We start from the raw sequence: 24,463 nt of genomic DNA, 5'->3' as shown, positions 1-24,463 counted from the left end.
CGGGAGAAACCGGCGACGGTGTGTCGGGGAGGTCAGCGACCGTGCGCGAATACCCGGCCGGAACAACAGACCGGGGATACACGAGAGCCCGGCCTCCGGTGGTGCGCCGCGCTCAAGGGGCGGCGTCGACCGAGTGGGCCGGGCTGGAAGGGGCGGCTCCGGAAAAGGAGCCGCCGCGCCGAAAAGCGGCGCCGAGTATCGCGTATCACTGTGAAGAGCCTCCCCCGTTTGGCTCTGGACCTGCTGCCGTGCACCATATCCGGTGCCGGTGAATCGTCAATGCGCGATCCGGGAAATCGTCCGGACGGGAACCGGTGTCTCGTGGGAGACAACAGGTTTTTCGGCCGGGCGTCCCGCGTCGCGCACCGGGCGCCAGCCGTGCGATGGCCGGTGGCGCCCAGGCGAGGATGGCCAGAAAACGACAGGCCGTCAGCTCGTCGGCGGGCGGAACTCCGGCTGGTCGATGATGCGCAGCCAGCTGCCGTCCGCCTGGCGCTTGACCACCTGCGCGCGGGCGCCCGAACCGTCCTTGGGCGGCGTCGAGGTGAGCGCGATGTCACCGAACACCAGCGTGGGCAGGGGCTCCTCGGGCTCGAAGCGCGGCCCGTTGGACAGCACCTTCTCCCAGAGCTGGCGGATCGCCTCCCGGCCCACCGTCGTGCTGCCGGGCGGGTAGGCCATCACGGCCTCCTCGTCGTACAGCGCGGCGAGGCCGGCGGCGTCACCCGCGTTGGCGCGCTCCACGAAGAGACGGGTGAGGTCTTCCGGCTTCAGGGCCTTCTCGTTCTCGGACACAATCATCCTTTCCTGCGGTCCGGGTACCAACGTGGCAATTTTCCGTCATTGGCCGAGAACAAGTCCAATCAATCATCCGGATCGGCGTTATAATTTGGAGTTATGGAGATCAGGCAGCTCAGGTACTTCATCGCCGTGGCGCAGGAAGCCAATTTCACCAGGGCCGCGGAGCTGGTGCATATCAGCCAGCCTGGGATCAGCGCCCAGATCCGCCAGCTGGAGAACGACCTCGGGGCCACCCTGCTCGACCGCTCCGGCCGCAGTGTGCAGCTCACGGCCGTCGGCGAGGTGGTGCTGGCGCACGCCAAGTCCGTGCTCTCCTCGATGGACTCGCTGCGGCAGGCCGTGGACGAGATGAACGGCCTGGTCCGGGGCAAGCTGGTCGTCGGCATGGTCACCGCCTGCACGGTCCAGCCGCTGTTCGACGCGCTGTCCGGCTTCCATCTCGCCCACCCCGGTGTCGAGATCAGCCTGCTCGAGGACGATTCCGCCAAGCTGGGCGAGTACGTCCGCGAGGGCACCGTCGACCTGGCGCTGATCGGCGCCGCCCATCGCGCGCCGGACGACCTGGACGGCTGGCAGGTGATCAGCGAGCCGATCGTCGCCGCCGTGCCGCACGAGCATCCGCTGGCCGAAAAGGACGGGGTCACCCTCGCCGAACTGAGCGCCTTCCCGCTCGTCTGTCTGCCCGAGGGGACCGGAATCCGGGCGACGCTGGACGAGGCTTCCGCCGCGCTGGGCCTCACGCCCACCATCGCGCTTCAGGCCAGCGCGCCCGGCGCGGTGATGCAGCTGGCCGAGCGGGGCCTCGGGGTCGCGGTGCTCTCCGAGTCGATGACCGGCCATCAGAAGGGGCTCAAGACCGTCGCCATCACGGACGCCGACGTCCCCGCGGTACTCGCCCTGATCTCCGCGCCCACCAAGAGCCCCGCCCTGCGCGAACTGCTGCTGCACTGCCGGCAGTCCTTCGGTGAGCCGGCTCCGACGCAGGTCGCCTCGCTGAGCGGCGCGTGACCTGACAGCACGGAAGCGGGCCCGTCGGCAGCCGACGGGCCCGCTTCCGTGTGCCGGACTCAGCTCTCCGCGGCCACCGGCGACTGACCGGGAGCGTCGTTCGTCGCGGGCTTCGGCTGCTGGGCCGCCTGGAAGTCGGCGGGCCGGATCAGCACCAGGGCCAGCACACCGCCGAGCAGGGCCAGGCCGGCCGACACGGCGAGCAGGGTGTTGAGGCCGTCCACGAACCCGGTCGTGGCGATCTGCTGCACCTTCTCCCCGTACTGCTCCGGCACCAGCCGCACCGCCTCACCGGTCTCGCCGCCCCGCGTCAGTGCGGCCAACTGGTCGCTGCGGCCTGCCAGTTCCGGCACCCCGCGCAGTCCGTCACGGAAGCGGTCGCTGATGACACCGGCGAAGGTCGAGCCGAGCACCGCGACACCCGCGCTCACACCGAGCTGACGGAAGGTGCCGTTCACACCCGACGCCATGCCGGAGCGGGAGAAGTCCACGACGCCCACGGCCGTGGAGGCCAGCGGCGGGTTCACCAGACCGGCGCCGACACCGCCCAGCACCAGACCGGGGATGAAGTGCTCCCAGCCGCTGGACTCGGTGATCCCGCTCATCAGCAGCAGCGCGGCACCGACCAGCAGCAGCCCGACGCCGATCATGTAGCGGGGCTGCACCTTGGCGCTGAGCCGTCCGGCGATCAGGGAGGCGACCAGCATCGACAGCGAGGCGGTGAGCAGGCGCAGGCCCGTCTCCAGCGAGGAGTAGTCCAGCGCCTCCTGGAAGTAGATAGCCAGGAACAGGAACATCGCGAACAGCGAGCCGTTCATGGCGAAGGCGGCGATGGAACCGCCGACGAAGGTGGGGATGCGGAACAGCCTCAGGTCGAACATCGGCTGCTCGGACTTCGCCTCCACCAGCAGGAAGGCGAGCAGCAGGGCCGCGCCCACCACCAGACCGGTCACCGCGCGGCCGTCGCTCCACTTCGTCTCACCGGCGCGGATCAGACCGTAGACCAGGGTGGCGAGGCCGCCGGTGAGCAGGACGAAGCCGGGCCAGTCCAGCTTGCGGGCGAACGGCGACTTCGACTCGTCCACGCGCAGCGCGATGATCAGGGCCACGATGACACCGATCGGCACGTTGACCAGGAAGATGCCCCGCCAGCTGATGCCGCTGGAGATCAGGCCGCCGGCCACCGGGCCGATGGCGGAGGCGAGGCCGGTGACCATGCCCCACACACCGAACGCCATGCCGCGTTCCTTGCCCTGGAAGCTGCCCGCGAGCAGCGCCAGACCGGTGGCGAACATGATCGAGCCGCCCACGCCCTGGAGCACCCGGGACATGATCAGCATCAGCGGCGACTGGGCCACACCGCACAGCAGCGAGGCGACCGTGAACAGGGCCACGCCGATCGCGTAGAGGCGCTTGCGCCCGAACCGGTCGGCCAGCGTGCCGCTCGTCAGCAGGAAGGAGGCCAACGCCAGCGCGTAGCCGTCGATCACCCACTGGAGGTCGGCGAAGCTGGCGTTCAGGTCGCGCTGCACATCGGGCATGACGACGTACACGATGGTGGTGTCCAGCAGGAGCATGAACGTCCCGCCGCACACCCCCAACAGGGTCCACCATTTCTTTTCCATCATCGTTCCTTCTGCTGTTCCGAGCGGTCGGCCGCGGCCCGTCAGCGGGGGCCGGGGAAGGGGTTCGGCGGGATGTTGTGGTTGAGCCGGAAGAGGTTTCCGGGGTCGTGGGCGGCCTTGATCCGGCCGAGGCGCGCGTAGTCGCCGGGTTCGTACGCCCGGCGCACCTGGTCCGGGGTGGCGGCGGCGCCGTAGAGGAAGTTCAGGTTGCGGCCCGTGGTGCGCGGGGACAGGGCGTCGGTGAGCCGGGTGTGCGCGGCGCGGACGGTGTCGGCGGTGTCGTCGGTGACCCGGTCGAGCACCGCGAGCAGATAGCGGGCCGAGCGGTGGCCGACGGCGTTCGGCACACGCGGCGGCCGGGCCAGCGCGCCGCCCAGATGGCGCACCTCGACAATGCTGGTGATCGGTGCGTCCGGCCCCGAAAGGTCCAGTACGGTGCGCACCGCGCCGGCGTCCAGCCCGGAGAGCATCGCGTTGGTCCCGACGTACGCGGCCGGGGCCACCGGGTCGTTGTGGATGGAACCCGACTCGGTGTACGGCAGCTCGCGCACCGAGTCCGCCAGCCGGGGCCCGAGCGCCCGCAGCGGGGCGACCAGCCGCTCCCCGTGGGCCGCGTCGCCGAGGTAGGCGATCCGGACGTGCACCACGTACCGCCCGCGCAGCGGCGGGGGCAGGGTCGGGGCGTCGGGCAGCGGGACCAGGGCCAGGGAGGACGTCATCTCCTCGGGGACCGTCTCCGTCCAGCGCAGGTACGCGTTGAGGACGTGCTCGGCCGAGGCCCCGTCGAAGTACAGGCCGCCGCCGTAGAGCCCGGCCACCGGGACCAGCTCCACTTCGAGGCCGGTGACCAGGCCGAAGTTGTCGCGGCCGCCGCGCAGCGCCCAGAACAGGTCGGGGTCGTTGTCGGCGGTGACCTCGCGGGGCCGGCCGTCGGCGGTGACGCACTCCACGCGCCGGACGTGGTCGGCGGCGTACCCGAACTTGCGGGCCAGCAGGCCGATTCCGCCGCCCAGGGTGTAGCCGACCGCGCCCACGTCCGGGGCGCTGCCGCTGAGCGGGGCCAGACCGTGCGGCGCGGCCGCCTCGACGACCTGCTTCCACCGCACGCCCGCGCCCAGGAAGGCCGTGCGGGCGGCCGGGTCGACGCGCACCTCGGTCATTCGGCGGGTGCTGACGAGGACCCCGGTGCCGGCGGGCAGCGCGGGGGCGTGGCCGGTGGCCTGCACGCCCACCGGCAGGTCGCGCGCGGCGGCGAACTCCACCGCGAGCTGGACGTCCTTGGGCTCGGCCGCGCCGACGACGAGCGCCGGTCGGTGCGGCCGGTGGGTCTGGTAGCGGGCGCGTTCCTCGTCGTAGCCGTCCTGGCCCTCGGCGAACAGCGGACCGCCGACGCGCTCGGCCAGTTGCCGGGCGGGCGTACTCAGGTCCTCGCGCGCGGTGGGCGGTTCGGGGCGAGCGGGCACGGTCCGTTCCTTTCGTCGAGGGACGACAGTGCCGCTGACGGGGGTCGCTGCGGCACTGCCGTCCCAGTCATGGTCCCGACGGTGCGATCAGAAGTCCAAGACCTAGTTTTTCTGGGATGCCGAACTTTTGGTTATGGATCAGCCGTGACGGCCACGGCCAGCGCGAACGCCGGCACCGACAGCTCCCCGACCAGCGCGTACCGGTCACCGGCCCGCGCCCACAGACGCCCGTCGCAAAGGCCGAGCCGCACCCGCCAGAACAGCCCGCCATGGGCGTCCACACAGTCCGAGAGCGCCTTGAAGGCGGCCTCCTTCGCGGCGAACAGCCGCCGCAGCCCCGGCGGATCGCCCCGGGGCCACAGCTCGGTCCGCTCCCGCTCGTCCAGCAGGAACCGGTGCAGTCCCAGGTCCGGGCAGCGCGGCTCCAGGTCCACGCCCACCCCGCGCGCGCCGGGCGCGACGGCGGCCACCGCCAGCGCGGTGCTGTGGGTCACCGAGGCCGGGAACCCCGCCGGACACACCGGCGCCCCGCTGTACGCGCGGCCCACCGACGTCACCGGGCTGCCCGCCCGCCGCAGCGCCGCGCCCACCGCGTCCCGGCCGGCCCGGTGCTGCGCCGCGCCGGTGCCCGGCGGGGCGACCGCGGCGCTCGCCAGCACCACCCGCCGGACACGGCCGGGGCTCCCGAGCAGCCATGCGCTCGGGAGCCCCGGAAGCGGTGTCTCAGTCACCCGTCCCGGCGACCCGCTCGACGAACGACTCCACCTCCCGCTGGAACCACTCGGGCTCCTCCAGAAAGGCCAGATGCCCGCCGTCCGGCACGGTGACGGTGACGGCGTCCGGGAACAGCCCCACCATCTCCCGCACCGCGTCCGTGCTCAGCGAGAAGTCGTCCCCGCCGACGAACAGCAGGGTCGGGGCCGCCACCTTGGTCATGATCTGCGGGTCCAGCGGCGCCTTCACCGACACCGCGAGCCCGGCGCGCAGGGACTCCACGGTGTGGATGCCGAGGAAGTTCTGCTTGCGGCCCATGAACCCGATGGGCCCCGCCTCCTCCACCGCCCGGTCCCCGGAGACGAGCGGGTACAACTGCTCGTACAGCACGCCCAGTCCGGACGTCTCCAGCGTCTTCAGCCAGGACTTGGTGATCCTGCGCAGCCGCTGCGGGCCGTGCGGGCTCATCGCCGGCCCCGCCAGGATCAGGCCCTGCACCCGGTCCGGGTGGGCCACGGCGAAGTCCCGGCAGATCAGCGTCGAGAACGACGTGCCCACCAGGATCGCCTTCTCCAGACCCAGCCCGTCGAACAGGGCCTTCAGGTCGCTGATGTGGTCCTCCCACACCGGCTCCCCGGCGTGCGGGCTGGAGTCGCCCTGGCCACGCAGGTCGTAGGAGGTGAGCCGGGCCGTGGTGGCCAGCTTCGCGGTGTAGGACCGCCAGGACTTGCGGTCCATGAAGAAGTTGTTGACGAGGACGATGTCGGGGCCGGACCCGCGTCGCTCGTACGCTATCCGGATGTCGTCGCTCACCTGGATCTCGCCGGTCTCCAGGGCGTCGTCGACGGTCGTGTCGGTCATCGGCTCACTTTCGGCGGAGGGCGGGCGGGGTCAGACGGCTTCGAGGACCGCCTCGGCGGCGGACCGGGCGTCACCGAACCGGGTGGTCAGCGCGTGCACCCAACGCTCCAGGCCGAAGGCCAGGCAGCTGGTGGAGGCGGGCGCGCCGTCGGGCAGGGAGATCGCGCAGCGCTCCCCGAAGAAGTTGCGGTGGTAGTTCACCGATCCGATGGCCAGGCCGTCCACCACGAACTCCTCCTTCACCGGGAAGAGCCGCTGCATCGTGGCCCGTGATCCGGTGCGGTCGAAGAACGGGTCGGTGGCGACCTCGGTGCTCATCTTCAGGCCCAGCCGGTCGGCGAGGCCCAGCACCTGCTCCTTGGCCCGCTTCAGGTGCTCGGTGGCGCCCTCGGGCGAGCCGACGAACACGATCTCGCGCATGCTGAACCCGAGCAGCCTGCGCAGACCCTCGTAGCGCGTCTCGTTGCGGAAACAGGTGGCGACGGTGGTGAAGCGGTTCTCCGTCGCTGGAAGAGCCTGATTCCTCAGGTCGAAGTAGACCGAGTAACACGCGGCCGACGGCAGGGCCAGCGCCGCGTCGCCCAGGACGGAGGCCGGCAGCTCCGCCAGCGGGCCCGTGGCACCGGCGCGCAGCTCCCCGAGCCGGGCCGGGTCGGCCGCGACGGCCGCCAGACCCAGGTGCGGGAAGTTCTCGTAGTAGTCGATGGACTCCAGGTCCGCCGGCCGCAGCAGGAACGGGTAGCGCCGCTCCTCGGCCTCGCACTCGTGCGCCCAGGACAGCACCAGCGAGTCGAACGCGCGCAGCAGCCGCAGCTCGTCCGGGCCGAGGACGCCGAGGCCGTTGTCCGTCGTCCCCGTGGCGGTGCCCATCAGTGCGCCGCCGCGCCGTGCAGGAAGCGCTTGTCGATGGCGCGCAGGGTGCGGAAGTCCTCGACGTCGATCTCCTCGGGGTCGATGGTCTCCCCGCTCAGCTCCTCCAGCAGGTAGAGGAACTCGACGAACGCCAGCGAGTCCACCGCGCGGCGGTCGATCAGGTCGTCGTCCAGGTTCAGCTCGCCCACCTCGGGGTTGCGCTGGTGGATGAAGGTGAGGATCTTGGTCAGCTTGTCGTCGCTCATGCCGATGCTCCTTGGACCTGAAGGCCGTTGCGGGCGAGGAACTTGCGGGTGCGGTTGAGGATCGCGTTGTGCGCGGCGTGCCGGGCCGGGTGCTCCAGCAGGCGGCGGCGCAGCTCGAGGGGCTGGTCCAGCCCGGCGTCGCGGTACACGGCCGGGTTGTACAGGCTGCGGACGCTGTACTCCAGGTACGTCTCCAGGTAGTTGGCCAGCACCGGGATGTCCTCCGGGCGGCTCTCCTTGACCTGGTCCAGCAGCTGGGTGAACAGATGCCGCCCGAAGGCGACATGGCGGCTCTCGTCCTGGTGGTGGACCCGGTTGATCTCCTGCGCGATGGGCGGCAGCGAATCGTCCGTCGCCATCCGGGCGTTGAAGTAGTCGACCAGCTCCTCGAAGATCAGGATGCGGGCGAAGATGACCAGCTCGGTCGCCGCGTCGCCCACCCCCTCGATCCGGCCCGGACCGACCTGCGGCACCGCCGGGTACACCTTCCCGCCGTACTTCAGGCAGAAGGTCCCGAAGAACCACATGTGCTCGTTCTCCTCACCGATGAAGTGGTGGAGGAACTCCGAGGCGTCGGCGTAGGTCTTGGTGTGGATGCGGAGCACGACCTCGCTGAGCAGCTCCCGGATGCCGTGCACGTTGAGGCTGAAGAAGTTCACCGCCTCGAACCGGGTCAGGGCGAGCTGCTGCTCCCGCGTCAGCTTGCCCCACTCCTCGGTGCCGGCGAGCGTGACCAGGTCCTCGCTCATCCACGGCCGGTCGGTGCCGAGGGACTCGGGCCAGTCGAAGATCGTGTACGGGTTGTAGTAGTCGGACTCCGCCATCGCTTCCAGCCGGGCCAGGTCCAGCTTCACGGGTTTGACGGTCGTCGGCATCGGGAGACCTTCTTTCGGGGAACGTTGCGGTACGGCGGACGCGCGCGGATCAGGCGCGCTCGGCCAGGACGGACCAGACCGGCAGCTGGGTGCGTCCCGCCTCGTCGATCTCCACCTGGACGCCGGTCTTCTCCAGGAAGGTGCGGGTGGCCTCGGCCACGCCCCAGTAGGCGGTCCGGGTCAGCTCCGTCACCGTCCAGCCGGCCCCGGTCAGCACCTCGCGCACCGTCTCCTCGGAGACGGAAAGGGGCTCGGGCATTCCGCCGGGGACGGCCGCGAAGCACAGCATGTCCAGCCAGGCTCCGGGCCGGGCGGCCCGGCGAAGCGCGGCGGCGTACCGGCGGCGCCCGTCCGCGTCGAGCGTGTGGAACAGCGCGCTGTCCAGGACGGTGTCGAAGCGGCCCTCGTAGCCGGCCAGGCTGGTGGCGTCGGCGACGGCGAACTCGATCTCCGTGCCGCCCTGCTGCTTCGCCGCCCGCTCCCTGGCCCGCTCGATCGCCGTGGAGGCGGCGTCGACGGCGGTGACCCGGTAGCCGCGGGCGGCCAGGAACACGGCGTTGTCACCCAGACCACAGCCCGCGTCCAGCACCTCGCCGCGAATTCGTCCGCGGCGCTCGAATTCAAGCACACCGGGCTGCGGTTCACCGATGTCCCAGGGGACCCGGGTGATCCCGGCGTCACCCAGCAGTTCACCTCCGCGATATACGGCGTTGAAGTCGGCGGTCGCGTAATCGTAGGACTTCTGGGCGCTATTGCTCATGCCAGTCTCCTGAGGAATAGATCCGGCGTCCGGCCCTGTCGAACCAAAGGGATTACCACAGCCGCCGACGCCCGCGTAAGGCGCGTCGACGCACTCCGGCGCCCGTTCAACCGAGGAGATTCCACGGTTGAACGCCCGCTCCCTGGTGGTCGGGTGGATGGAAAGAGCGTATTCCGCTTTTCCCGGTCGCGCGTGCCCGGCGGCGACCGGCAAGCGGAACGGAAAGTTTCGTATCCGGCGCGGTGAATTCAACGGGGGTGGCTGTGCCGAACGGGCCCACGTACGATGCCGGGGCGGCCGGAGGAAACGGACCGCCAATCGTCCGGAGCGCCACCCGCACCGGGGCTCTCTGCGTCCCGAAAATCCGGAAGGAAAAAGAAATTGCGCGGTTCAGGAAATAACCTCGACGCGCGTGCCGCGGAGCTGGTGAACCAGGCCGTCGGCCTTCGCGAGGAACTCTGGAAACGCGCCGCCGACAGCGACCGCGACCGGCGGCTGCCCGACGAGGTCATGGCCCGCGTCACCGGGGCCGGACTGACCCGGCTGCTGGTGCCCGAGAGCAACGGCGGCCACGAGACCTCGGTGCGCACCCTGCTGGAAGTATGTACCGAGCTGGGCCGTGGCTGCGTCTCCGCGGCCTGGGTCACCGGCGTGCTCAACGTCGGCAACTTCGTCGTCTCCCTCTTCCCCGAGCGCACCCGCGCCGAGGTCTGGGACGACGACCCCGACGCCCGTACCGCGCTCATCCTGGGCGCCCCCGTGCGCACCGTGGAACCGGTGGACGGCGGGGTCCGGGTCAGCGGTGAATGGCCTTACGCCTCCGGCTCGTTGCACGCTGAGTGGATCGGCGGACTGCTGCTCGCCGACACCGGCACCGGACTCCAGCCGCACTTCGCGCTGATGCCGGCCGCCGACATCACCGTCCGCGACACCTGGCACTTCGTCGGGATGCGCGGCACCGGCAGCAACACGGTCGTCGCCGACCGGGTGTTCGTGCCCGCGCACCGGCTGCTGCCCTACAAGCCGCTGATCGACGGCGAGAGCGACGGCCTGGTGCCGGCCGACCGCCGCTACCGGAACAGCCTGACCGGCGTCTTCATGGTCGGCCTGATCGGCTCGCTGCTCGGCGGCGCCGACACCGCCCTGCGCTACGCCCTGGAACACGCCGGGACCCGGCGCGTGGCCGGCACCACCTTCGCCAGCCAGGCCGAGTCGCCCACCGCCCGGCTCGCCCTCGCGGCCGCCGCCACCCGGCTGGACACCGCCCGGCTGCACGCCCGCCGCCTCGCCGACAGCGTGGACGAGCACGCCCGGGCGGGCGAGAACCCCGACCTGCTCACCCGGGCCCGCGCCCGCATGGACGCCACCCACGTCGTCCAGCAGTGCCGCCGGACCGTCGACGACATCGTCACCCTCTACGGCTCCTCCGCCCTGGACGAGTCCAACCCCCTCCAGCGGCTCTGGCGCGACATCCACACCGGCAGCCGGCACGCCGGCTTCGGCATGGGCGTCCCCGAGCAGGTCTACGGCAGCGCCCTGGTCGGCCAGGACCCGCGCGCCATCAGCATGCTGGTCTGACGGCCCGTACGACCACCGCGAACTCCCCTTCGTTCCGATGTGCTCCAGGCCCGCCCGCCCCGGCGCGGCAGCGGCCCTTCGCCTCCCAGTGACGGAAAGCGAGATCAGACATGTCCGACGAGCACGAGATCCGCGAACAGAACCGCGCCATCGTCGCCCAGTACATGAACACCCGTGGCCAGGACCGCCTCAAGCGGCACCTGCTGTTCACCGAGGACGGCACCGGCGGTCTGTGGACCACCGAGACCGGCGAGCCCATCGTCATCAGCGGCCGGGACCGGCTCGGCGAGCACGCCGTCTGGTCGCTCAAGTGCTTTCCCGACTGGGCCTGGATCAACGTCGAGATCTTCGACACCCAGGACCCCGACCGGTTCTGGGTGGAGTGCGACGGCGAGGGCCAGATCCTCTTTCCCGGCTACGAGCCCGGCCTCTACCGCAACCACTTCCTGCACTCCTTCACCTTCGAGAACGGGAAGATCAAGCAGCAGCGCGAGTTCATGAACCCCTGCCAGCAGTTCAGGGCCCTCGGTATCGACGTCCCCGCGGTCCGCCGCGACGGAATCCCGACCTGACGCCGGCCGGCCGGCCCCCGGTCCCCGCCCCGACCCCGCAAGAGGAAGCCGTGCGCCCCTCCCTCCAGGACATCCACGCGTCACTCGCCCTACAGCAGCCACAGTGGGACGACGCCCGCCCGGTCGAGCGGGTGCGCGCCACCCTCCGCACCTGTCCACCCCTGGTCACCGCCGACGCCGCCGAAGGGCTGCGCCACCTGCTCGCCGACGTCGCCGCCGGGCGGGCCCTGCTGCTCCAGGCGGGGGACTGCGCCGAGGACCCGGCCGAGTCCAGCCCCCGACACGTGCGCCGCAAGACCGACCTGCTCGACCACCTCGCGGAGGCGGCCGGCGCGGTCACCGGCAAGCCCGTGCTGCGCGTCGGCCGGATCGCCGGACAGTTCGCCAAGCCCCGCTCCAAGCCCGTGGAACAGGTCGGCGGCATCACCCTGCCCGTCTTCCGCGGCCACATGGTCAACGCACCCGAGGCCGACCCGGTCAGCCGCCGCGCCGACCCCGAGCGCATCCTCACCTGCCACCAGGCCGCCCGGGAGATCGTCCGCGAACTGGCCGACCTCAACGCCGGCCGGCCGCCCGCCGAACAGGTGTGGACCAGCCACGAGGCACTGCTGCTCGACTACGAACTGCCCATGCTGCGCCAGGACGGCACCCGCTCCTACCTGGGCTCCACGCACCTGCCGTGGATCGGGGAACGCACCCGGCAGCCCGACGGTGCCCATGTGCGGCTGCTCGCCGAGGTGTTGAACCCGGTCGCCTGCAAGATCGGCTCCGGTACCACCACCGAGGACGTCACCGCCCTGGCCGACCGTCTCGACCCGCACCGCGAACCCGGCCGGCTCGTGCTGGTCGCCCGCATGGGCACCGACTTCGTGGCCAGCAGGCTGCCCCCGCTGGTGGAGGCCGTACGGGCCGCCGGACACCCGGCGATCTGGCTGTGCGACCCCATGCACGGCAACACCATCACCAGTCCCGCCGGGCACAAGACCCGCCTGGTGGACGCGATGCTCGCCGAGATCGAGGGCTTCGGCACCGCCCTGGCCGAGAGCGGCGGCGTCAACGGCGGCCTCCACCTGGAGACCACCCCGGACGACGTCACCGAGTGCGCCGCCGACGTCTCCCAGCTCGGCAGCGTGGGGGACCGGCACACCACGTTCTGCGACCCCCGGCTCAACCCCGACCAGGCGCTGCGCATGGTCACCGGCTGGGCGCACACCCTGCGCTGAGCCCCGCCGCGCCCCGGCAGGCCCCAGGGCCTCTCGTTTGGATCTTGCCGGGCTCGCGGGGTCTGGCACCGCGCCTCGCGGCGTTGTCGTCGGTTGCCATGGCTCCGCCATGTCGTCCTCCTCCGCCTTGCGATGCACGGCACCAGACCCCGCTCCCTGATCCGGCCTGATCCAAACGAAAGACCCTCAGCCCTCCCGCCCCGAAAGGAGCCGACTGGTGGTCGGCATACCCCGTATCGCGCCCTACGCCCTGCCGGCGGCGGACAGCCTCCCGGCGAACACGGCCCACTGGACGCCGGACCCGCAGCGGGCCACGCTGCTGATCCACGACATGCAGCACTTCTTCCTGCGGTCCGTCCCCGATCCGCTGCGCTCCGAACTCGTCGACAACGCCGCCCGGTTGCGCAAGCGCGCCGCGAGCCTCGCGGTGCCGGTGGCCTACACCGCGCAGCCGGGCGGGATGACCGACGAGGACCGGGGACTGCTCAAGGACTTCTGGGGTCCGGGCATGCGTACCGCGCCCGAGGACCGCGAGGTGGTGCCCGAACTCGCCCCAGAGCCCGGCGACTGGATGCTCACCAAGTACCGGTACAGCGCCTTCCACCGCTCCGGCCTGTTGCGCCGGCTGCGCGCCGCCGGACGCGACCAGCTCGTGCTCTGCGGGGTCTACGCCCACATCGGCGTGCTCGCCACGGCCGTCGAGGCGTTCACCAACGACATCCAGGTCTTCCTCGCCGCCGACGCCGTCGCCGACTTCTCCCCCGAACGGCACCGCCTCGCCCTGGACTACGTGGCCGAGCGCTGCGGGGTGGTCCTGCCCAGCGCGGAGGTGTTCCGGTGAGCCCGCCCAGCGACCTCCTGGACCGCCTGCTCGCCGCGCCCGGCGACCAGGACTTCGCCCTGCTGCACCGGCCGGAGAGCGGCACCCCCGGCACCGTCGACGTCCTGCTGGGCGAGGTCTCCCACCCGGTCACGCTCGCCGGACTGCCGCTGCCGGAGGGCAGGGGCACCCGAGGCCACGAGACGCTCGTCCTGGTGCCCTACCGCCAGCTGGCAGAGCGGGACTTCGCCGCCCCGGACGACGGCTCGCCCCTGATCGCGCTCACCGTCACCGAGCAGGCGGAGCTGCCCCTCGGGGACGTGCTGGAGCGGCTGCCCGACACCCCGGTCGGCATGAGCGGCCACCGCTTCGACCTGTCCGACGACGAGTACGCCGAGAAGGTCCGGCGGGTCGTCGCCGACGAGATCGGCACCGGCGAGGGCGCCAACTTCGTGCTGCGCCGCACCCTGCACGCCGACCTCGACGGCTACACCCCGCACACCGCGCTCGCCGTCTTCCGCCGGCTGACCGCGGTCGAGCACAGCGCCTACTGGACCTTCGTCATCCATGTCGGCGGGCGTGCCTTCGTCGGCGCCACCCCGGAACGGCACATCTCGGTCCGCCGGGGTCACGCGGTGATGAACCCCATCAGCGGCACCTACCGCTACCCGCCCGGCGGCGCCGACCTGGCCGGTCTCACCGCGTTCCTCCAGGACCGCAAGGAGACCGACGAGCTCTACATGGTGCTGGACGAGGAACTGAAGATGATGTCCCGCGTCTGCGAGCCCGGCGTCCGGGTCACCGGACCGCGGCTCAAGGAGATGGCCCGGCTCGCCCACACCGAGTACTTCATCGAGGGCCGCACCCGCCGCGACCTGCGTGACATCCTCCGCGAGACCCTGTTCGCGCCCACCGTCATCGGCAGCCCGGTGGAGAGCGCGGCGCGGGTCATCCAGCGCCACGAGCCCCAGGGACGCGGCTACTACAGCGGCGTCGCCGCGCTGATCAGCAGCGAGCCCGGCGGCGGTCGTTCGCTGGACTCCGCCATCCTGATCCGCACCGCCGACATCGCCGCCGACGGCAGGCTGCGGCTCGCGGTCGGCGCCACCCTCGTGCGCCACTCCTCCCCGCGCGCGGAAGCCGCCGAGACCCGTGCGAAGGCGGCCGGGCTGCTGCACGCCCTGGGCGGCGCGGCCGGCCCGGACGTGCCCCCGCTGCCGACGGCGCGCTTCGGGGACCGGCCCGAGGTGCGGGAGGCGCTGCGCGGCCGGAACGCCGACATCGCCGACTTCTGGCTCGGGGCCACGCCCCCCGGCGCCCTCAGGGTGCCCGAGCTGAAGGGGCGGAAGATCCTGGTGGTGGACGCCGAGGACGCCTTCACCGCGATGATCGTCCAGCAGCTCGAAGCGCTCGGCCCCACCGCCGAGGTGCTGCGCTACGACCGGCTGCACGGCCGCCTCGACGGGTTCGACGCGGTCGTGATGGGCCCCGGCCCCGGCGACCCGCAGGACACCGCCGACCCGAAGATCGCCGCGTTGGACGCGGCCGTGGCCCAACTCCTGCGCGACCGGCTGCCGTTTCTCGCGGTCTGCCTCAGCCACCAGGTGCTCAGCCGCCGCCTCGGCCTCCCGCTGATCCGGCGGGCGGAACCCAACCAGGGGCTGCAGCGTGCCATCGATCTGTTCGGACGGCGTGAACGCGTCGGCTACTACAACACGTTCGCCGCCGTCAGCCCCGCCGACCACCACCACGTACCCGGCACCGGAGAGGTCGCCGTCAGCCGGGACCCGGAGACCGGCGAGGTCGACGCGCTGCGCGGGCCGCACTTCGCCTCCTTCCAGTTCCACGCCGAGTCCGTGCTCACCGTCGACGGGCCCCGGCTGCTCGGGGACGCGCTGCGGGGGGTGCTCCCCCGATGAGGCTGGAGATCGCCTGGTGGGACCTGGACGACTCGCCCCAGAGCATCCGCACCCTCAACGCGCACCTGTCGGAGGGGGTGACCGGCGACTGGGCCGAGGTGCCCGGCCTGAAGGTGAAGTACTGGGTCGCCGACCCGGCGCACAACCGCTGGGGCGCCGTCATGGTGTGGGAGACCGACCGCCCCGCCGGCCACCCGCTGCCGCCCAACCGTGCCGCCGACCTGATCGGCCGCCCCCCGGACCACCGCATGGGCTTCGCCGTCGAGGCCCTCGCCGACCCCACCGCCCTCCCGATTCCCCAGGTCACCCAGGAGCCCCGCTGATGCACGAGTACCTGCTCGTGGACGCCTTCTCCCGCAAACCGCTCCACGGCAACCCGGTCGCCGTCTTCCTGGACGCCGGCGACCTGTCCGCCGAGAAGATGCAGCGGATCGCGCGGGAGATGAACCTCTCCGAGACCACCTTCGTCCACCCCGCCCGCGACGGCGGCGACGCGCGTATCCGCATCTTCACCCCGGTCAACGAACTGCCCTTCGCCGGGCACCCGTTGCTCGGTACGGCGGTCGCACTCGGCGAGGTGCTCAAGCGGGACCGGCTGCGGCTGGAGACCGCCATGGGCACCATCCCCGTCGAACTCGGAGACGACGACGGCGCGGTGACCGTCCGCATGCGGCAGCCGCACCCCGTCTGGGAACCGTACGAGCACGCCGGGGAACTTCTCGAGGCGCTCGGCGTCACCCGGACCGTCGCGCCGGTGGAGATCTACCGCAACGGGCCCCGGCACGTCTTCGTCGGGCTGGAGAGCGTCGCCGCGCTGTCCGCGCTGACCCCGGACCACCGCGCCCTCGCCCGCTTCCCCGACATGGCGGCCAACTGCTTCGCCGGGCAGGGCTCGCACTGGCGGACCCGGATGTTCTCCCCGGCCTACGGCGTCGTCGAGGACGCGGCGACCGGCTCGGCGGCGGGCCCCCTCGCCGTCCACCTCGCCCGGCACGGCCTCGCCCGCTACGGGCAGCCGCTGGAGATCCTCCAGGGCGTGGAGATGGGCCGTCCCTCGCTGATGCTCGCCACCGCCGAGGGCACCGGGGAGCACATCACCTCCGTCCAGGTCGGCGGCCACGGCGTCCCCGTGGGGCGCGGAAACCTCTACGTCTAGGCCGGACCGACTCAAGGAAGGCACGGCATGAACAGCAGCAAGTTCGAGAGCCTCACCGGCCGCACCGACCGCGGCTTCCCGGAGTACGACGACCCGCCGGCCGAGCCCCTGGGCCTGGTCCGCGCCTGGCTGGCCCAGGCCGTCGAGCAGGGAGTGCGCGAGCCCAGGGCGCTCGCCCTGGCCACGGCCGACAAGCGCGGCCGCGCCTCCACCCGCGTCGTGGTCTTCGGCGGCATCGACGACGAGGGCCTGCTGTTCACCACCCACAGCACCAGCCGCAAGAGCCGGGACATCGAGGAGACCGGCTGGGCCTCGGGGCTGCTCTACTGGCGCGAGACCGCCCAGCAGATCAGCATCGGCGGCCCGGCCGTCCCCATCGGCGAGGCCGAGGCGGACGCCCTCTGGCACGCCCGTCCCGTCCCGCTGCACGCCATGTCCGCCGCGTCCCAGCAGAGCGAGCCCCTCACCGACCCCGACGCGCTGCGCGCCGCCGCCGAGTCCCTGGCCGCCACCGGCGCCGCCCTGGACCGCCCAGCCCGGTTCACCGGCTACCGGCTGGTCCCGCACGAGGTGGAGTTCTGGTCGGCCCGCTCCGACCGGATGCACCACCGGCTGCGCTACGAGCGCGACGGCGCCGACTGGCACGTCACCCGGCTCCAGCCATGACCGCCCCCGACGACAGGAGCCGACCCGCCATGCAGGAACGCGCCTTTCCCCTGGTCTTCGCCGCACACGTCCCGGTGACCGCCGCCTTCTACGAACGGCTCGGCTTCACCCGGCTGCGGCAGAACCCGCCCGAGGGCGAGCCCACGTACATCGCCCTCGCCCGCGGCACGGCGGAGCTGGCCGTCGTCTCCGCCGACTGGCCCGCCACCCGGTACGACAGGCCGTTCGGCACCGGGGTCCGGTTCGAGATGTTCGTCCTCGTCGACGACCTGGACACCCTGCTGAAGGAACTCGCCGGAGCCGGCGTCCCGTTGCTGCGCGACCCCGTGGAGATGCCGTGGGGCGAGCGGATCGCCTATGTCACCGACCCCGACGGCAACCCCGTGGCCCTCGCCGCCGGACCCCACTCCTGACCATCCGACCTGGGACGCGCCATGACGCTGGACATCGCCGAGACCGACCGCATCCTCGAACCGCCGCACGGCACCCGCCCCGACCCGGACGCCTTCGTCCAGGCCGCCATGGCCTGGCACTTCGACCCGGACACCGGATCGCCGTTCTGGCTCAAGCGGGCCACCGCCTTCGACTTCGACCCCCGCCGCGACATCCGCACCCACGCCGACCTGGCCCGCTTCCCCAACGTCGCCGCCGAACTGCGGCACGTGCCCGCCGCCGACCTCGTCCCACGCGGCTACGGCGACCGCCCCGACGTGATCGGGGTCTACGAGAGCGGCGGCACCACCGGTGCCCCCAAGCGCGTCGTGCTGCTGCGGGACTGGCTGGAGCGCACCCTGCACTGGAGCAACGAGGCGCTCGACGCGCACGGCTTCCCGCGCGGCGCCGACTGGCTCGGCCTGGTGCCCGGCGGCCCGCACATCGTCGGTGAGTACTTCCAGCGCTCCGCCGCCACCCACGGCCGGTACGGGTTCCGTGTCGACCTCGACCCGCGCTGGGTCAAGCGGACCATCGCCGAGGGCCGGGGGCCCGAGGCGGGCGCCTACGCGGAGCACGTGATCGACCAGGCCGCCGAGGTGCTGCGCACCCAGGACATCGGGGTCATGACCATCACCCCGCCCCTGCTGGAGCGGCTGGCCCGCCGGGACGACCTGGTCGACCTCGTCAACGACAAGGTCCGGGCGATCCGCTGGGGCGGCACCCAGATGGACGCCGACTCCCGCCACCTGTACCGCACGGAGGTCTTCCCCGACACCGTCCTCAGCGGCAACTACGGCAGCACGATGATCCTCGGCTTCGCGGGGGAGCGGCCGGGCCTGCCCGACGACGGGCCCTGCGTCTTCGACACGCTCGACCCCTGGGTCACCTTCGGCGTGGTCGACCCCGAGACCGGCCGGCCCGTCCCCTACGGGGAGCGGGGGCGGGTGGTCGCCCACCACGTCAGCAAGTCCTTCCTGCTGCCCAACAACCTCGAACGCGACCTGGCCACCCGCGTCCGGCCGCCCGAGGGCGGGATCGGGGACTCCGTCGCCGACATCGCGCCGGTCGGCACCTTCGAGAACGAGACGGTCATCGAGGGGGTCTACTGATGCCGCCCGCGCTGGAAGAGGAGGAACTGCCCCAGCTCGACGCGCTCGGACCGAGGGGCCCGTACCGCGCCCGCAACCGGCTCACGGTCACCGATGTCTCCGGCGCGCCGGTCGCCCAGCTCAGCCTGGTGCCCGGAGTGTTCCTGCACCGCGCGCTGACCGCGCTGCGCCGTGCCGAGCCTGCGGCCCCCGACCGGCGGGCCGCCGTACTGGCCCGTGCGGCCGAGCTGTTCACCACCGGCCGGGTGGGCGGGCTGACCGTCGCCGAGCACGAGCACCTCGTCAGCCGGGTCGGGGGAGTGCCCCTCGGGGTCGTCCGCACCGCGACCCGCGCCATCGGTGAGCGCCTGGCGGCCGCGTACGACAGCGCGCGGCGGGCCAGGCCGGTGGACGCCCGCGACGACTGGCGGGACCCGCTCACCCGCGCCGGGCGCGCGGTGTGGACCCGGCGCGGCGAGGTGTTCGCGGTGAACGCGGCCGGCAACCACCCCGGCACCCACAGCCTCTGGCCCGAGGCGCTGGCGCTCGGCTTCCGGGTCGCCGTCCGCCCCTCGCGCCGGGAGCCGTTCACCCCGTACCGTCTGATCACCGCGCTGCGCGAGGCCGGGCTCGGGCCGGACCAGGTGGCGTTCCTGCCCACCGGGCACGAGCTGGCCGACGAGCTGCTGCGCGGCGCCGACCTCGGCATGGTGTACGGCGGCGACGACGCGGTCCGACGCCACCGGACCGACCCGGCGGTGCTGACCCAGGGGCCCGGCCGGTCCAAGATCCTCGTCACCGCCGACGTGGACTGGCGTGAGCACCTGGACACCATCGTCGACTCGGTCAGCCACCACGGCGGCACCGGCTGCGTCAACGCCACCGCCGTCCTCGTGGAGGGCGACCCGGAACCGCTGTGCGCCGCCCTCGCCGAACGGCTCGGCGCGCTGCCCGCGCTCGCGCCGGAGGACGACAAGGCCGTACTGCCGGTCCAGCCCGTCGCCACGGCACGTGCGTTCGGTGCCCATCTGGCCAACCGGGCGGCGGGCACCCGGCCCTGGCTGGGCGCGGAGGGGGTCGTGGCCGAACTCGGAGACGGCAGTGCGGCGTTGCGGCCCGCCGTGCACCAGGTCGACCGGCCCGACGCGGCCCAGCTCGGCGTCGAACTGCCCTTCCCCTGCGTCTGGGTGGCGCCCTGGACCCCCGAGGCCGGCACGGCCGTCCTGCGCGACAGCCTCGTCGTCACCGCCCTGACCACCCGGGAGGAACTGATCGACCGGCTGCTGGACGAGCCCACCATCGGCAATGTCTACGTCGGCGACACCCCCACCTACCGCATCGCGCCCGGACTGCCGCACGACGGCTTCCTCGGCGACTTCCTGATGCGCACCAAGGCGGTCATCCGCACCTGAGCCGCCCACCAACCGACCTGCCAGATCGAGCACTTGTCGAAGGGACCACCACACCCATGCACGCCGTTTCGTACACCGCACAGTGGATGGCCGCCGCCCGCGCCCTGGAGTCCGAGCGCGAGGACGCCCTCTACGTCGACCCGCTGGCCCGCGACCTCGCCGAGCCCAAGGGGTTCGAGCTGATCGACCGCTATGTCGGCGGCGGTCTGCTGCCGTTCATCTCCATCCGCACCCGCTTCCTGGACGACGCCATCCGCGACCTGCTCGCGGACGGCTCGACAGGCCAGGTCGTGCTGATCGCCGCGGGGATGGACACCCGCGCCTTCCGGCTCGACTGGCCCGACGACGTCGACGTCTACGAGGTCGACCACGGCCCGCTCATCACCGAGAAGCGGCGCCGCCTCGACGCGCTGGGTGCCAAGCCCGGCGTGCGGCGCCACGAGGTCTCCGCGGACCTCACCAAGGAGTGGCTGCCCGACCTGGAGGCGGCGGGCTTCGACCGGACCCGGCCCACGCTGTGGGTCGCCGAGGCGCTGACCTTCTTCCTCACCGAGGAGCAGGCCGCCGGGCTGCTGCGCCTGCTGGCCTCCGCCTCCGCGCCCGGCAGCCACCTGGCCTTCGACATCCTCGGCCGGACCCTGCTGCGCAGCCCCTTCTCCAAGCCGTTCCTCGACCGGCTCGCGGAGGACGGCACGCCGTGGATCTTCGGCACCGACGAGCCGGAGCCGTTCCTGGAGGCCAACGGCTGGGAGGTCGAGTCGCTGAAGGAGCCGGGCCAGCCCGGCGCGGGGGAGGGTCGCTGGCCGTACGACGTCCAGCCGCGCGGGCGCCGTTTCGCCAACCGGCTGTGGCTGATCCGCGCCCGGCTCGCCGCACAGTGACGCCGGGTCCCTGAGCACGCGGCGGCCGGAACCCCGCCGAGGGGTTCCGCCGCCGCGGCCCGTGGACCGCCGGCGCCGCCTCAGTCCCGCGCCCGGAGCTGTTCCCGCAGCTCCAGGTTCTCCTCCGCAAGCATCCGCAGCCGCTCCCGCACCGGCTCCAGCGCCTCGGCCAGCTCCGGCTCCGAGTAGCGAGGGGTGATGTGCTTGGGGCAGTTCCAGAACAGGCCCTCCACCCGGATCAGCATGAGCTGCTCCAGCGGGCCGTCGGTGCGCAGATCGGACAATCGCTCGTGCAGCTCCGGGAATTCGGCCGGATCACGGGTCTCCGCGCGGCCGAAGATCTTCAGCCGGGTGGGGTTGGCGTAGTCCATGAAGAACAGCGAGACCCGGTCGTCGGAGCGGAGGTTGCCCGCGGTGATGTACTGCCGGTTGCCGCGCACCTCCACCCAGGCCAGCGTGCCGCTGTCCAGCACATGCACGAAGCCCGGCGGGCCGCCCCGGAACTGGACGTACGGCCAGCCGTCCTCCCCGGTGCTGGCCAGGTAGAACCCGTCGCGGGCCATGATGAAGTCCGCCTCGTCCGGCCCCAGCCGGTCCGGCTCCTCGGTGTCCTGAGCCAGCAGCCGCGCCATCGCCTGCGCACTGCCCCGCTCCTCCTGCACACCCCGCACATTCTTGGTGAACGCCAACCGCGCGTACCGGCTCATCCACGCCCCCTGAAGCCCACACCACCCGAACCCGGTCGACGGCCGACTTTATCCACGGCCCGCCACGCGGCAAAGGACCACCAGGGTCCGGACGCGCGAAGACCCCCGCCCGGCGGGCTGCCGGGCGGGGGTCCTCGGTCACCTCATCAGGTGCGGTAGGCGTAGAACGCCGCCGTCGGGTAGGACGCGACGAGGCTCGCCACCGACCGGTTGTAGGTGTTGGTGGAGTGGTACGTCACGTAGGGCACGCCCTGGGCGTCGCGCTTGGTGACGATCATCGTGTGGTCCTTGGACCCGTCCTTGTTGAAGTCCATCTGGATGACATCGCCGATGTCGGCCTGGTAGACATTCGCAAGGCTCGTGACCCGCTTCGAGGACAGCGCGAACCAGGAGAACTCGTTCACACCCACGAAGGAGTCCGACTGGATGTCGGCGGTACCGAACCACTTGTGGAAGTCGTTCGTGTAACCGGGAACGTGCTTCCAGCCACCCGCCTTCAGCGCCTGGCTGACGAAGTTGGTGCAGTCACCACCGGCGCCGGCCCCGTTGAAGTCCGGGTACTCGGTGTTGTACTTGCTCCAGTACTTCGTCGCGTACGCGGTCATGGCCTTGTAGTCATAACCGGTACCCGTCAGGGTCTTCGGCTTCGCCGGAGCCGGCCGCGTGGTGGCCGCGCGAGGCGCGTCCGGCGGGCCGTCGTCCGCCTTCACCGTCGGCTTGGCGACCTCGGGCTTCGCCACCTGGTTCACCGCGAGGTAACCCTCGTCGGTGTCCTTGATGCGCGTGAGCTGCCAGTTGCCACCGCGGTCCGCCTGGAAGGTCAGCTCGTGGTGGGCCTGGAACCCCGTGGTCGGGGGCTCGTTGCCCGTGACCTTCTTGTACGTGAGCGACGTGGTCTCGGTGACGGCCACCGTGGCACGCCGTCCCTTGACCTGCGTGGCGTCCAGCTTCACGCTGGTGCTGCCCGCGCTGTACTGCTCGCCCAGCGCTGCCAGACGGCTCTTGCGGCCGCGCAACTGGTCGAGCGCGGAGTCCTCCTGGCGCGACTGCGTGCCGGACAGGCGCACATCGCCGGAGAAACCGGAGGTCCGCTGCTCGCGGTCCTCCGAAGCACCGCCCACCAGGGCCTGGGTGCGGTCGGTGAAGACCGCGTCCGCCAGCCGCTGGAAGGTCGCCTTGGTCGCCGTGTCGACGGTCGGGTCGTCGGTGACCGCCGCGCCCGCGCTCCAGTTCGGCAGCAGGGCGACGCCCGCCACCACAGAGGCGGCCGCCGCCGAGATTATGGTGGCGCGGCTCCGCTTACGGCTCAATTTTCTTGACTTCAATGATGTTCCCCTCTACGCCGGTACACAGACCGGGACTCCGGTGACAGAGACCGGGCGAACGCATCTTCGCACGCCGTGTGCGGCGGGTGTGAAGGCAGGATGCACAAGTGGAACCAGACTGTTTCACGGGTCACTTGACGACCGACGACCAGTCAGGCGACTGAGCGGGGTCCAGGGTGCGCAGCCGCGCGAGCGTCTCGGGTGTCTGGACGTCCATCCAGTCGGCCAGTTCCTTGAAGGACACGCATTTCACGCCCTTCTTGGTGCACACGTTCTTGACCACCTGGTCGATGGCCCGCATGTAGATGCCGCCGTTCCAGTCCTCGAAGTGGTTGCCGACGAACAGCGGCGCCCGGCTCCCGTAGTACACCCGGTTGAAACCGGCCATGTACGAATCGACCGTCTGCTGCTCCCACTTGGGGAACTCGGCCGCGTTGCCCTGCGTCTCGCCGTCCGACTGGTTGTACAGGAAGTTGAAGTCCATGGACAGGCCCTGGTACTTGCCGGACTCGTACGGCAGCATCTGCAGCGGGAAGTCCCAGACGCCGTCCTTCTTCGCCGGCCAGATCTGGAAGTCGCCCGCGGAACTCGCGTCGTAGCGCCAGCCGTAGCTCTTGATGGCCTTCAGCAGGTTCTTCTGGCCCTCCAGACAGGGCGCCCGGCCGCCGGTGACCTCCTTCCTGAAGTCGAAGGGCAGCGGGTCGATGTCCTTGTAGCCTGTGTTGGACTTCCAGTGCTCCACGAACGAGTAGAACTGGTCGATCTCGCTCTTCCACTCCTCGACACTCCAGTCGCCGCCGCCCTTGGCGCCGCAGAAGTGCCCGTTGAAGTGGGTGCCGATCTCGTTGCCGTCCTCGTACGCCTCGCGCAACTGCTCCACGGTCTCGCGGATGTGCTCGTCGGTGGCGTAGTCGATCGCGGCGGCGCCGGGGGAGTGCTGCGGGGGGTGGTAGAGGTCCTTCTTGGCCTTCGGCAGCAGGTAGATGCCGGTGAGGAAGAACGTCATGTGGGCGTTGTACTTCTTGGCCAGCCGGCGGTAGTGCGAGAAGAGATGGTCGCTGCCCTCCAGGCCGCCGTCCCAGGAGAAGACGACGAACTGGGGCGGCTTCTCACCGGGCTTGAGGCGTACGGGCTTCAACGTGCCCTGCTGCGGCCCGGTGTAGGAGGTGGAGCCGTCCCCGAGCACCTTGGTCTTCCCGTCCCACTCCGGCTCCGCGGACGCGCCGGGCTCCTTGGCGGGGGAGACCGCGGAGGCTGTGTCGTCCTCGTGGTCGAGCAGCAGATACCCCGTGACCGTGGAGACGAGCACGAGCAGCACGGCCAGCGCGAGGACGGCGGGGCGCGTCACGCGGCGGCCCTCGGGGGTGCGTGCCTTGCGACGGCGGCCTGTGCTCGACGACTTCATACGGATCGATCTCCGGGGCGGGTTGCGGGTTGAGGAGCCGGGAAGGGGTGG

General features: G+C 71.7%; 25 protein-coding genes. 13 read left to right on the top strand and 12 right to left on the bottom strand.

Going from position 1 to position 24,463, the window contains the following annotated elements; translation table 11 throughout:
* Positions 1 to 429: 429 nt before the first annotated feature.
* A complete protein-coding gene (locus E5082_RS09385) occupies positions 430 to 795 on the bottom strand; it encodes a YybH family protein (RefSeq protein ID WP_086693976.1) in 366 nt (121 codons plus the stop codon).
* 102 nt (positions 796 to 897) lie between these two features.
* On the opposite strand from E5082_RS09385, the gene E5082_RS09380 reads away from it, so the two are divergent.
* A complete protein-coding gene (locus tag E5082_RS09380; protein WP_135790820.1) occupies positions 898 to 1,809 on the top strand; it encodes a LysR family transcriptional regulator in 912 nt (303 codons plus the stop codon).
* Between the two features lie 59 nt (positions 1,810 to 1,868).
* Here E5082_RS09380 and E5082_RS09375 read toward each other — a convergent pair whose 3' ends face one another.
* The 8 genes from E5082_RS09375 to E5082_RS09340 form a co-directional block, all read right to left on the bottom strand.
* Positions 1,869 to 3,437: an MFS transporter gene (locus E5082_RS09375; protein ID WP_208766229.1), complete on the bottom strand. Its 1,569-nt coding sequence runs from the start codon at positions 3,435 to 3,437 to the stop codon at positions 1,869 to 1,871.
* 38 nt (positions 3,438 to 3,475) lie between these two features.
* Entirely contained in the window at positions 3,476 to 4,897 is a 1,422-nt protein-coding gene (locus E5082_RS09370; protein WP_135790819.1) for an FAD-binding oxidoreductase, read from the bottom strand.
* 131 nt (positions 4,898 to 5,028) lie between these two features.
* Positions 5,029 to 5,628, bottom strand: coding sequence for a 4'-phosphopantetheinyl transferase superfamily protein (locus E5082_RS09365; RefSeq protein WP_135790818.1), 600 nt, complete (start codon positions 5,626 to 5,628; stop codon positions 5,029 to 5,031).
* Positions 5,621 to 6,472, bottom strand: coding sequence for an alpha/beta fold hydrolase (locus tag E5082_RS09360; RefSeq protein ID WP_135790817.1), 852 nt, complete (start codon positions 6,470 to 6,472; stop codon positions 5,621 to 5,623). Before E5082_RS09360 ends, E5082_RS09365 begins: the two co-directional genes overlap by 8 nt.
* Positions 6,473 to 6,502: 30 nt before the next feature.
* Positions 6,503 to 7,342 carry a class-II aminoacyl-tRNA synthetase family protein gene (locus E5082_RS09355; protein WP_135790816.1) on the bottom strand — a complete coding sequence of 280 codons (840 nt, stop codon included), beginning with the start codon at positions 7,340 to 7,342 and terminating at the stop codon, positions 6,503 to 6,505.
* On the bottom strand, positions 7,342 to 7,590 hold the full coding sequence (locus E5082_RS09350) for a hypothetical protein (protein WP_051887550.1): 249 nt from the start codon (positions 7,588 to 7,590) through the stop codon (positions 7,342 to 7,344). The genes E5082_RS09355 and E5082_RS09350 overlap by 1 nt, the downstream gene beginning before the upstream one ends.
* On the bottom strand, positions 7,587 to 8,465 hold the full coding sequence (locus tag E5082_RS09345; RefSeq protein WP_135790815.1) for a diiron oxygenase: 879 nt from the start codon (positions 8,463 to 8,465) through the stop codon (positions 7,587 to 7,589). Before E5082_RS09345 ends, E5082_RS09350 begins: the two co-directional genes overlap by 4 nt.
* A gap of 49 nt (positions 8,466 to 8,514) precedes the next feature.
* Positions 8,515 to 9,225 (bottom strand): class I SAM-dependent methyltransferase, encoded by a 711-nt coding sequence (locus E5082_RS09340; RefSeq protein ID WP_135790814.1) that lies wholly within the window; start codon positions 9,223 to 9,225, stop codon positions 8,515 to 8,517.
* 381 nt (positions 9,226 to 9,606) lie between these two features.
* Here E5082_RS09340 and E5082_RS09335 point away from each other — a divergent pair, with 381 nt between their 5' ends.
* The 12 genes from E5082_RS09335 to E5082_RS09280 all read left to right on the top strand — a co-directional run bounded on the left by E5082_RS09335 (position 9,607) and on the right by E5082_RS09280 (position 20,975).
* Positions 9,607 to 10,803, top strand: a complete 1,197-nt coding sequence (locus tag E5082_RS09335) for an acyl-CoA dehydrogenase family protein (RefSeq protein ID WP_208766228.1) — start codon at positions 9,607 to 9,609, stop codon at positions 10,801 to 10,803.
* A 110-nt stretch (positions 10,804 to 10,913) separates the two neighbouring features.
* Positions 10,914 to 11,375 (top strand): PhzA/PhzB family protein, encoded by a 462-nt coding sequence (locus E5082_RS09330; protein ID WP_190045230.1) that lies wholly within the window; start codon positions 10,914 to 10,916, stop codon positions 11,373 to 11,375.
* A gap of 50 nt (positions 11,376 to 11,425) precedes the next feature.
* Complete coding sequence (locus E5082_RS09325) at positions 11,426 to 12,598, top strand: 3-deoxy-7-phosphoheptulonate synthase (RefSeq protein ID WP_135790812.1); 1,173 nt, start codon at positions 11,426 to 11,428, stop codon at positions 12,596 to 12,598.
* A gap of 217 nt (positions 12,599 to 12,815) precedes the next feature.
* Positions 12,816 to 13,439: an isochorismatase family protein gene (locus E5082_RS09320; protein WP_135790811.1), complete on the top strand. Its 624-nt coding sequence runs from the start codon at positions 12,816 to 12,818 to the stop codon at positions 13,437 to 13,439.
* Entirely contained in the window at positions 13,436 to 15,337 is a 1,902-nt protein-coding gene (locus E5082_RS09315; RefSeq protein ID WP_190045229.1) for an anthranilate synthase family protein, read from the top strand. Before E5082_RS09320 ends, E5082_RS09315 begins: the two co-directional genes overlap by 4 nt.
* Positions 15,334 to 15,660, top strand: coding sequence for a hypothetical protein (locus E5082_RS09310; RefSeq protein WP_135790810.1), 327 nt, complete (start codon positions 15,334 to 15,336; stop codon positions 15,658 to 15,660). The genes E5082_RS09315 and E5082_RS09310 overlap by 4 nt, the downstream gene beginning before the upstream one ends.
* Positions 15,660 to 16,493, top strand: coding sequence for a PhzF family phenazine biosynthesis protein (locus E5082_RS09305; protein ID WP_135790809.1), 834 nt, complete (start codon positions 15,660 to 15,662; stop codon positions 16,491 to 16,493). The genes E5082_RS09310 and E5082_RS09305 overlap by 1 nt, the downstream gene beginning before the upstream one ends.
* Positions 16,494 to 16,520: 27 nt before the next feature.
* Positions 16,521 to 17,159 (top strand): phenazine biosynthesis FMN-dependent oxidase PhzG, encoded by a 639-nt coding sequence (gene phzG / locus E5082_RS09300; RefSeq protein WP_135790808.1) that lies wholly within the window; start codon positions 16,521 to 16,523, stop codon positions 17,157 to 17,159.
* Between the two features lie 29 nt (positions 17,160 to 17,188).
* Positions 17,189 to 17,572, top strand: coding sequence for a VOC family protein (locus tag E5082_RS09295; RefSeq protein ID WP_135790807.1), 384 nt, complete (start codon positions 17,189 to 17,191; stop codon positions 17,570 to 17,572).
* Positions 17,573 to 17,593: 21 nt separating this feature from the next.
* Positions 17,594 to 18,703, top strand: coding sequence for a phenylacetate--CoA ligase family protein (locus tag E5082_RS09290; RefSeq protein WP_135786804.1), 1,110 nt, complete (start codon positions 17,594 to 17,596; stop codon positions 18,701 to 18,703).
* Positions 18,703 to 20,094, top strand: coding sequence for an aldehyde dehydrogenase family protein (locus tag E5082_RS09285; protein WP_135790806.1), 1,392 nt, complete (start codon positions 18,703 to 18,705; stop codon positions 20,092 to 20,094). The genes E5082_RS09290 and E5082_RS09285 overlap by 1 nt, the downstream gene beginning before the upstream one ends.
* A gap of 56 nt (positions 20,095 to 20,150) precedes the next feature.
* Positions 20,151 to 20,975 (top strand): class I SAM-dependent methyltransferase, encoded by an 825-nt coding sequence (locus tag E5082_RS09280; protein ID WP_135790805.1) that lies wholly within the window; start codon positions 20,151 to 20,153, stop codon positions 20,973 to 20,975.
* Between the two features lie 80 nt (positions 20,976 to 21,055).
* On the opposite strand, the gene E5082_RS09275 is transcribed toward E5082_RS09280, so the two are convergent.
* The 3 genes from E5082_RS09275 to E5082_RS09265 form a co-directional block, all read right to left on the bottom strand.
* A complete protein-coding gene (locus E5082_RS09275) occupies positions 21,056 to 21,682 on the bottom strand; it encodes a pyridoxamine 5'-phosphate oxidase family protein (protein ID WP_135790804.1) in 627 nt (208 codons plus the stop codon).
* Between the two features lie 146 nt (positions 21,683 to 21,828).
* Positions 21,829 to 22,941, bottom strand: a complete 1,113-nt coding sequence (locus tag E5082_RS09270; RefSeq protein ID WP_135791199.1) for an amidase domain-containing protein — start codon at positions 22,939 to 22,941, stop codon at positions 21,829 to 21,831.
* Positions 22,942 to 23,137: 196 nt separating this feature from the next.
* Positions 23,138 to 24,412: a polysaccharide deacetylase family protein gene (locus E5082_RS09265; protein ID WP_167514021.1), complete on the bottom strand. Its 1,275-nt coding sequence runs from the start codon at positions 24,410 to 24,412 to the stop codon at positions 23,138 to 23,140.
* Between the last annotated feature and the right edge of the window lie 51 nt (positions 24,413 to 24,463).

Source organism: Streptomyces griseoluteus, from assembly GCF_004784465.1.
GTDB lineage: Bacteria > Actinomycetota > Actinomycetes > Streptomycetales > Streptomycetaceae > Streptomyces > Streptomyces griseoluteus.
This window is presented reverse-complemented; position numbering and strand designations above follow the sequence as displayed.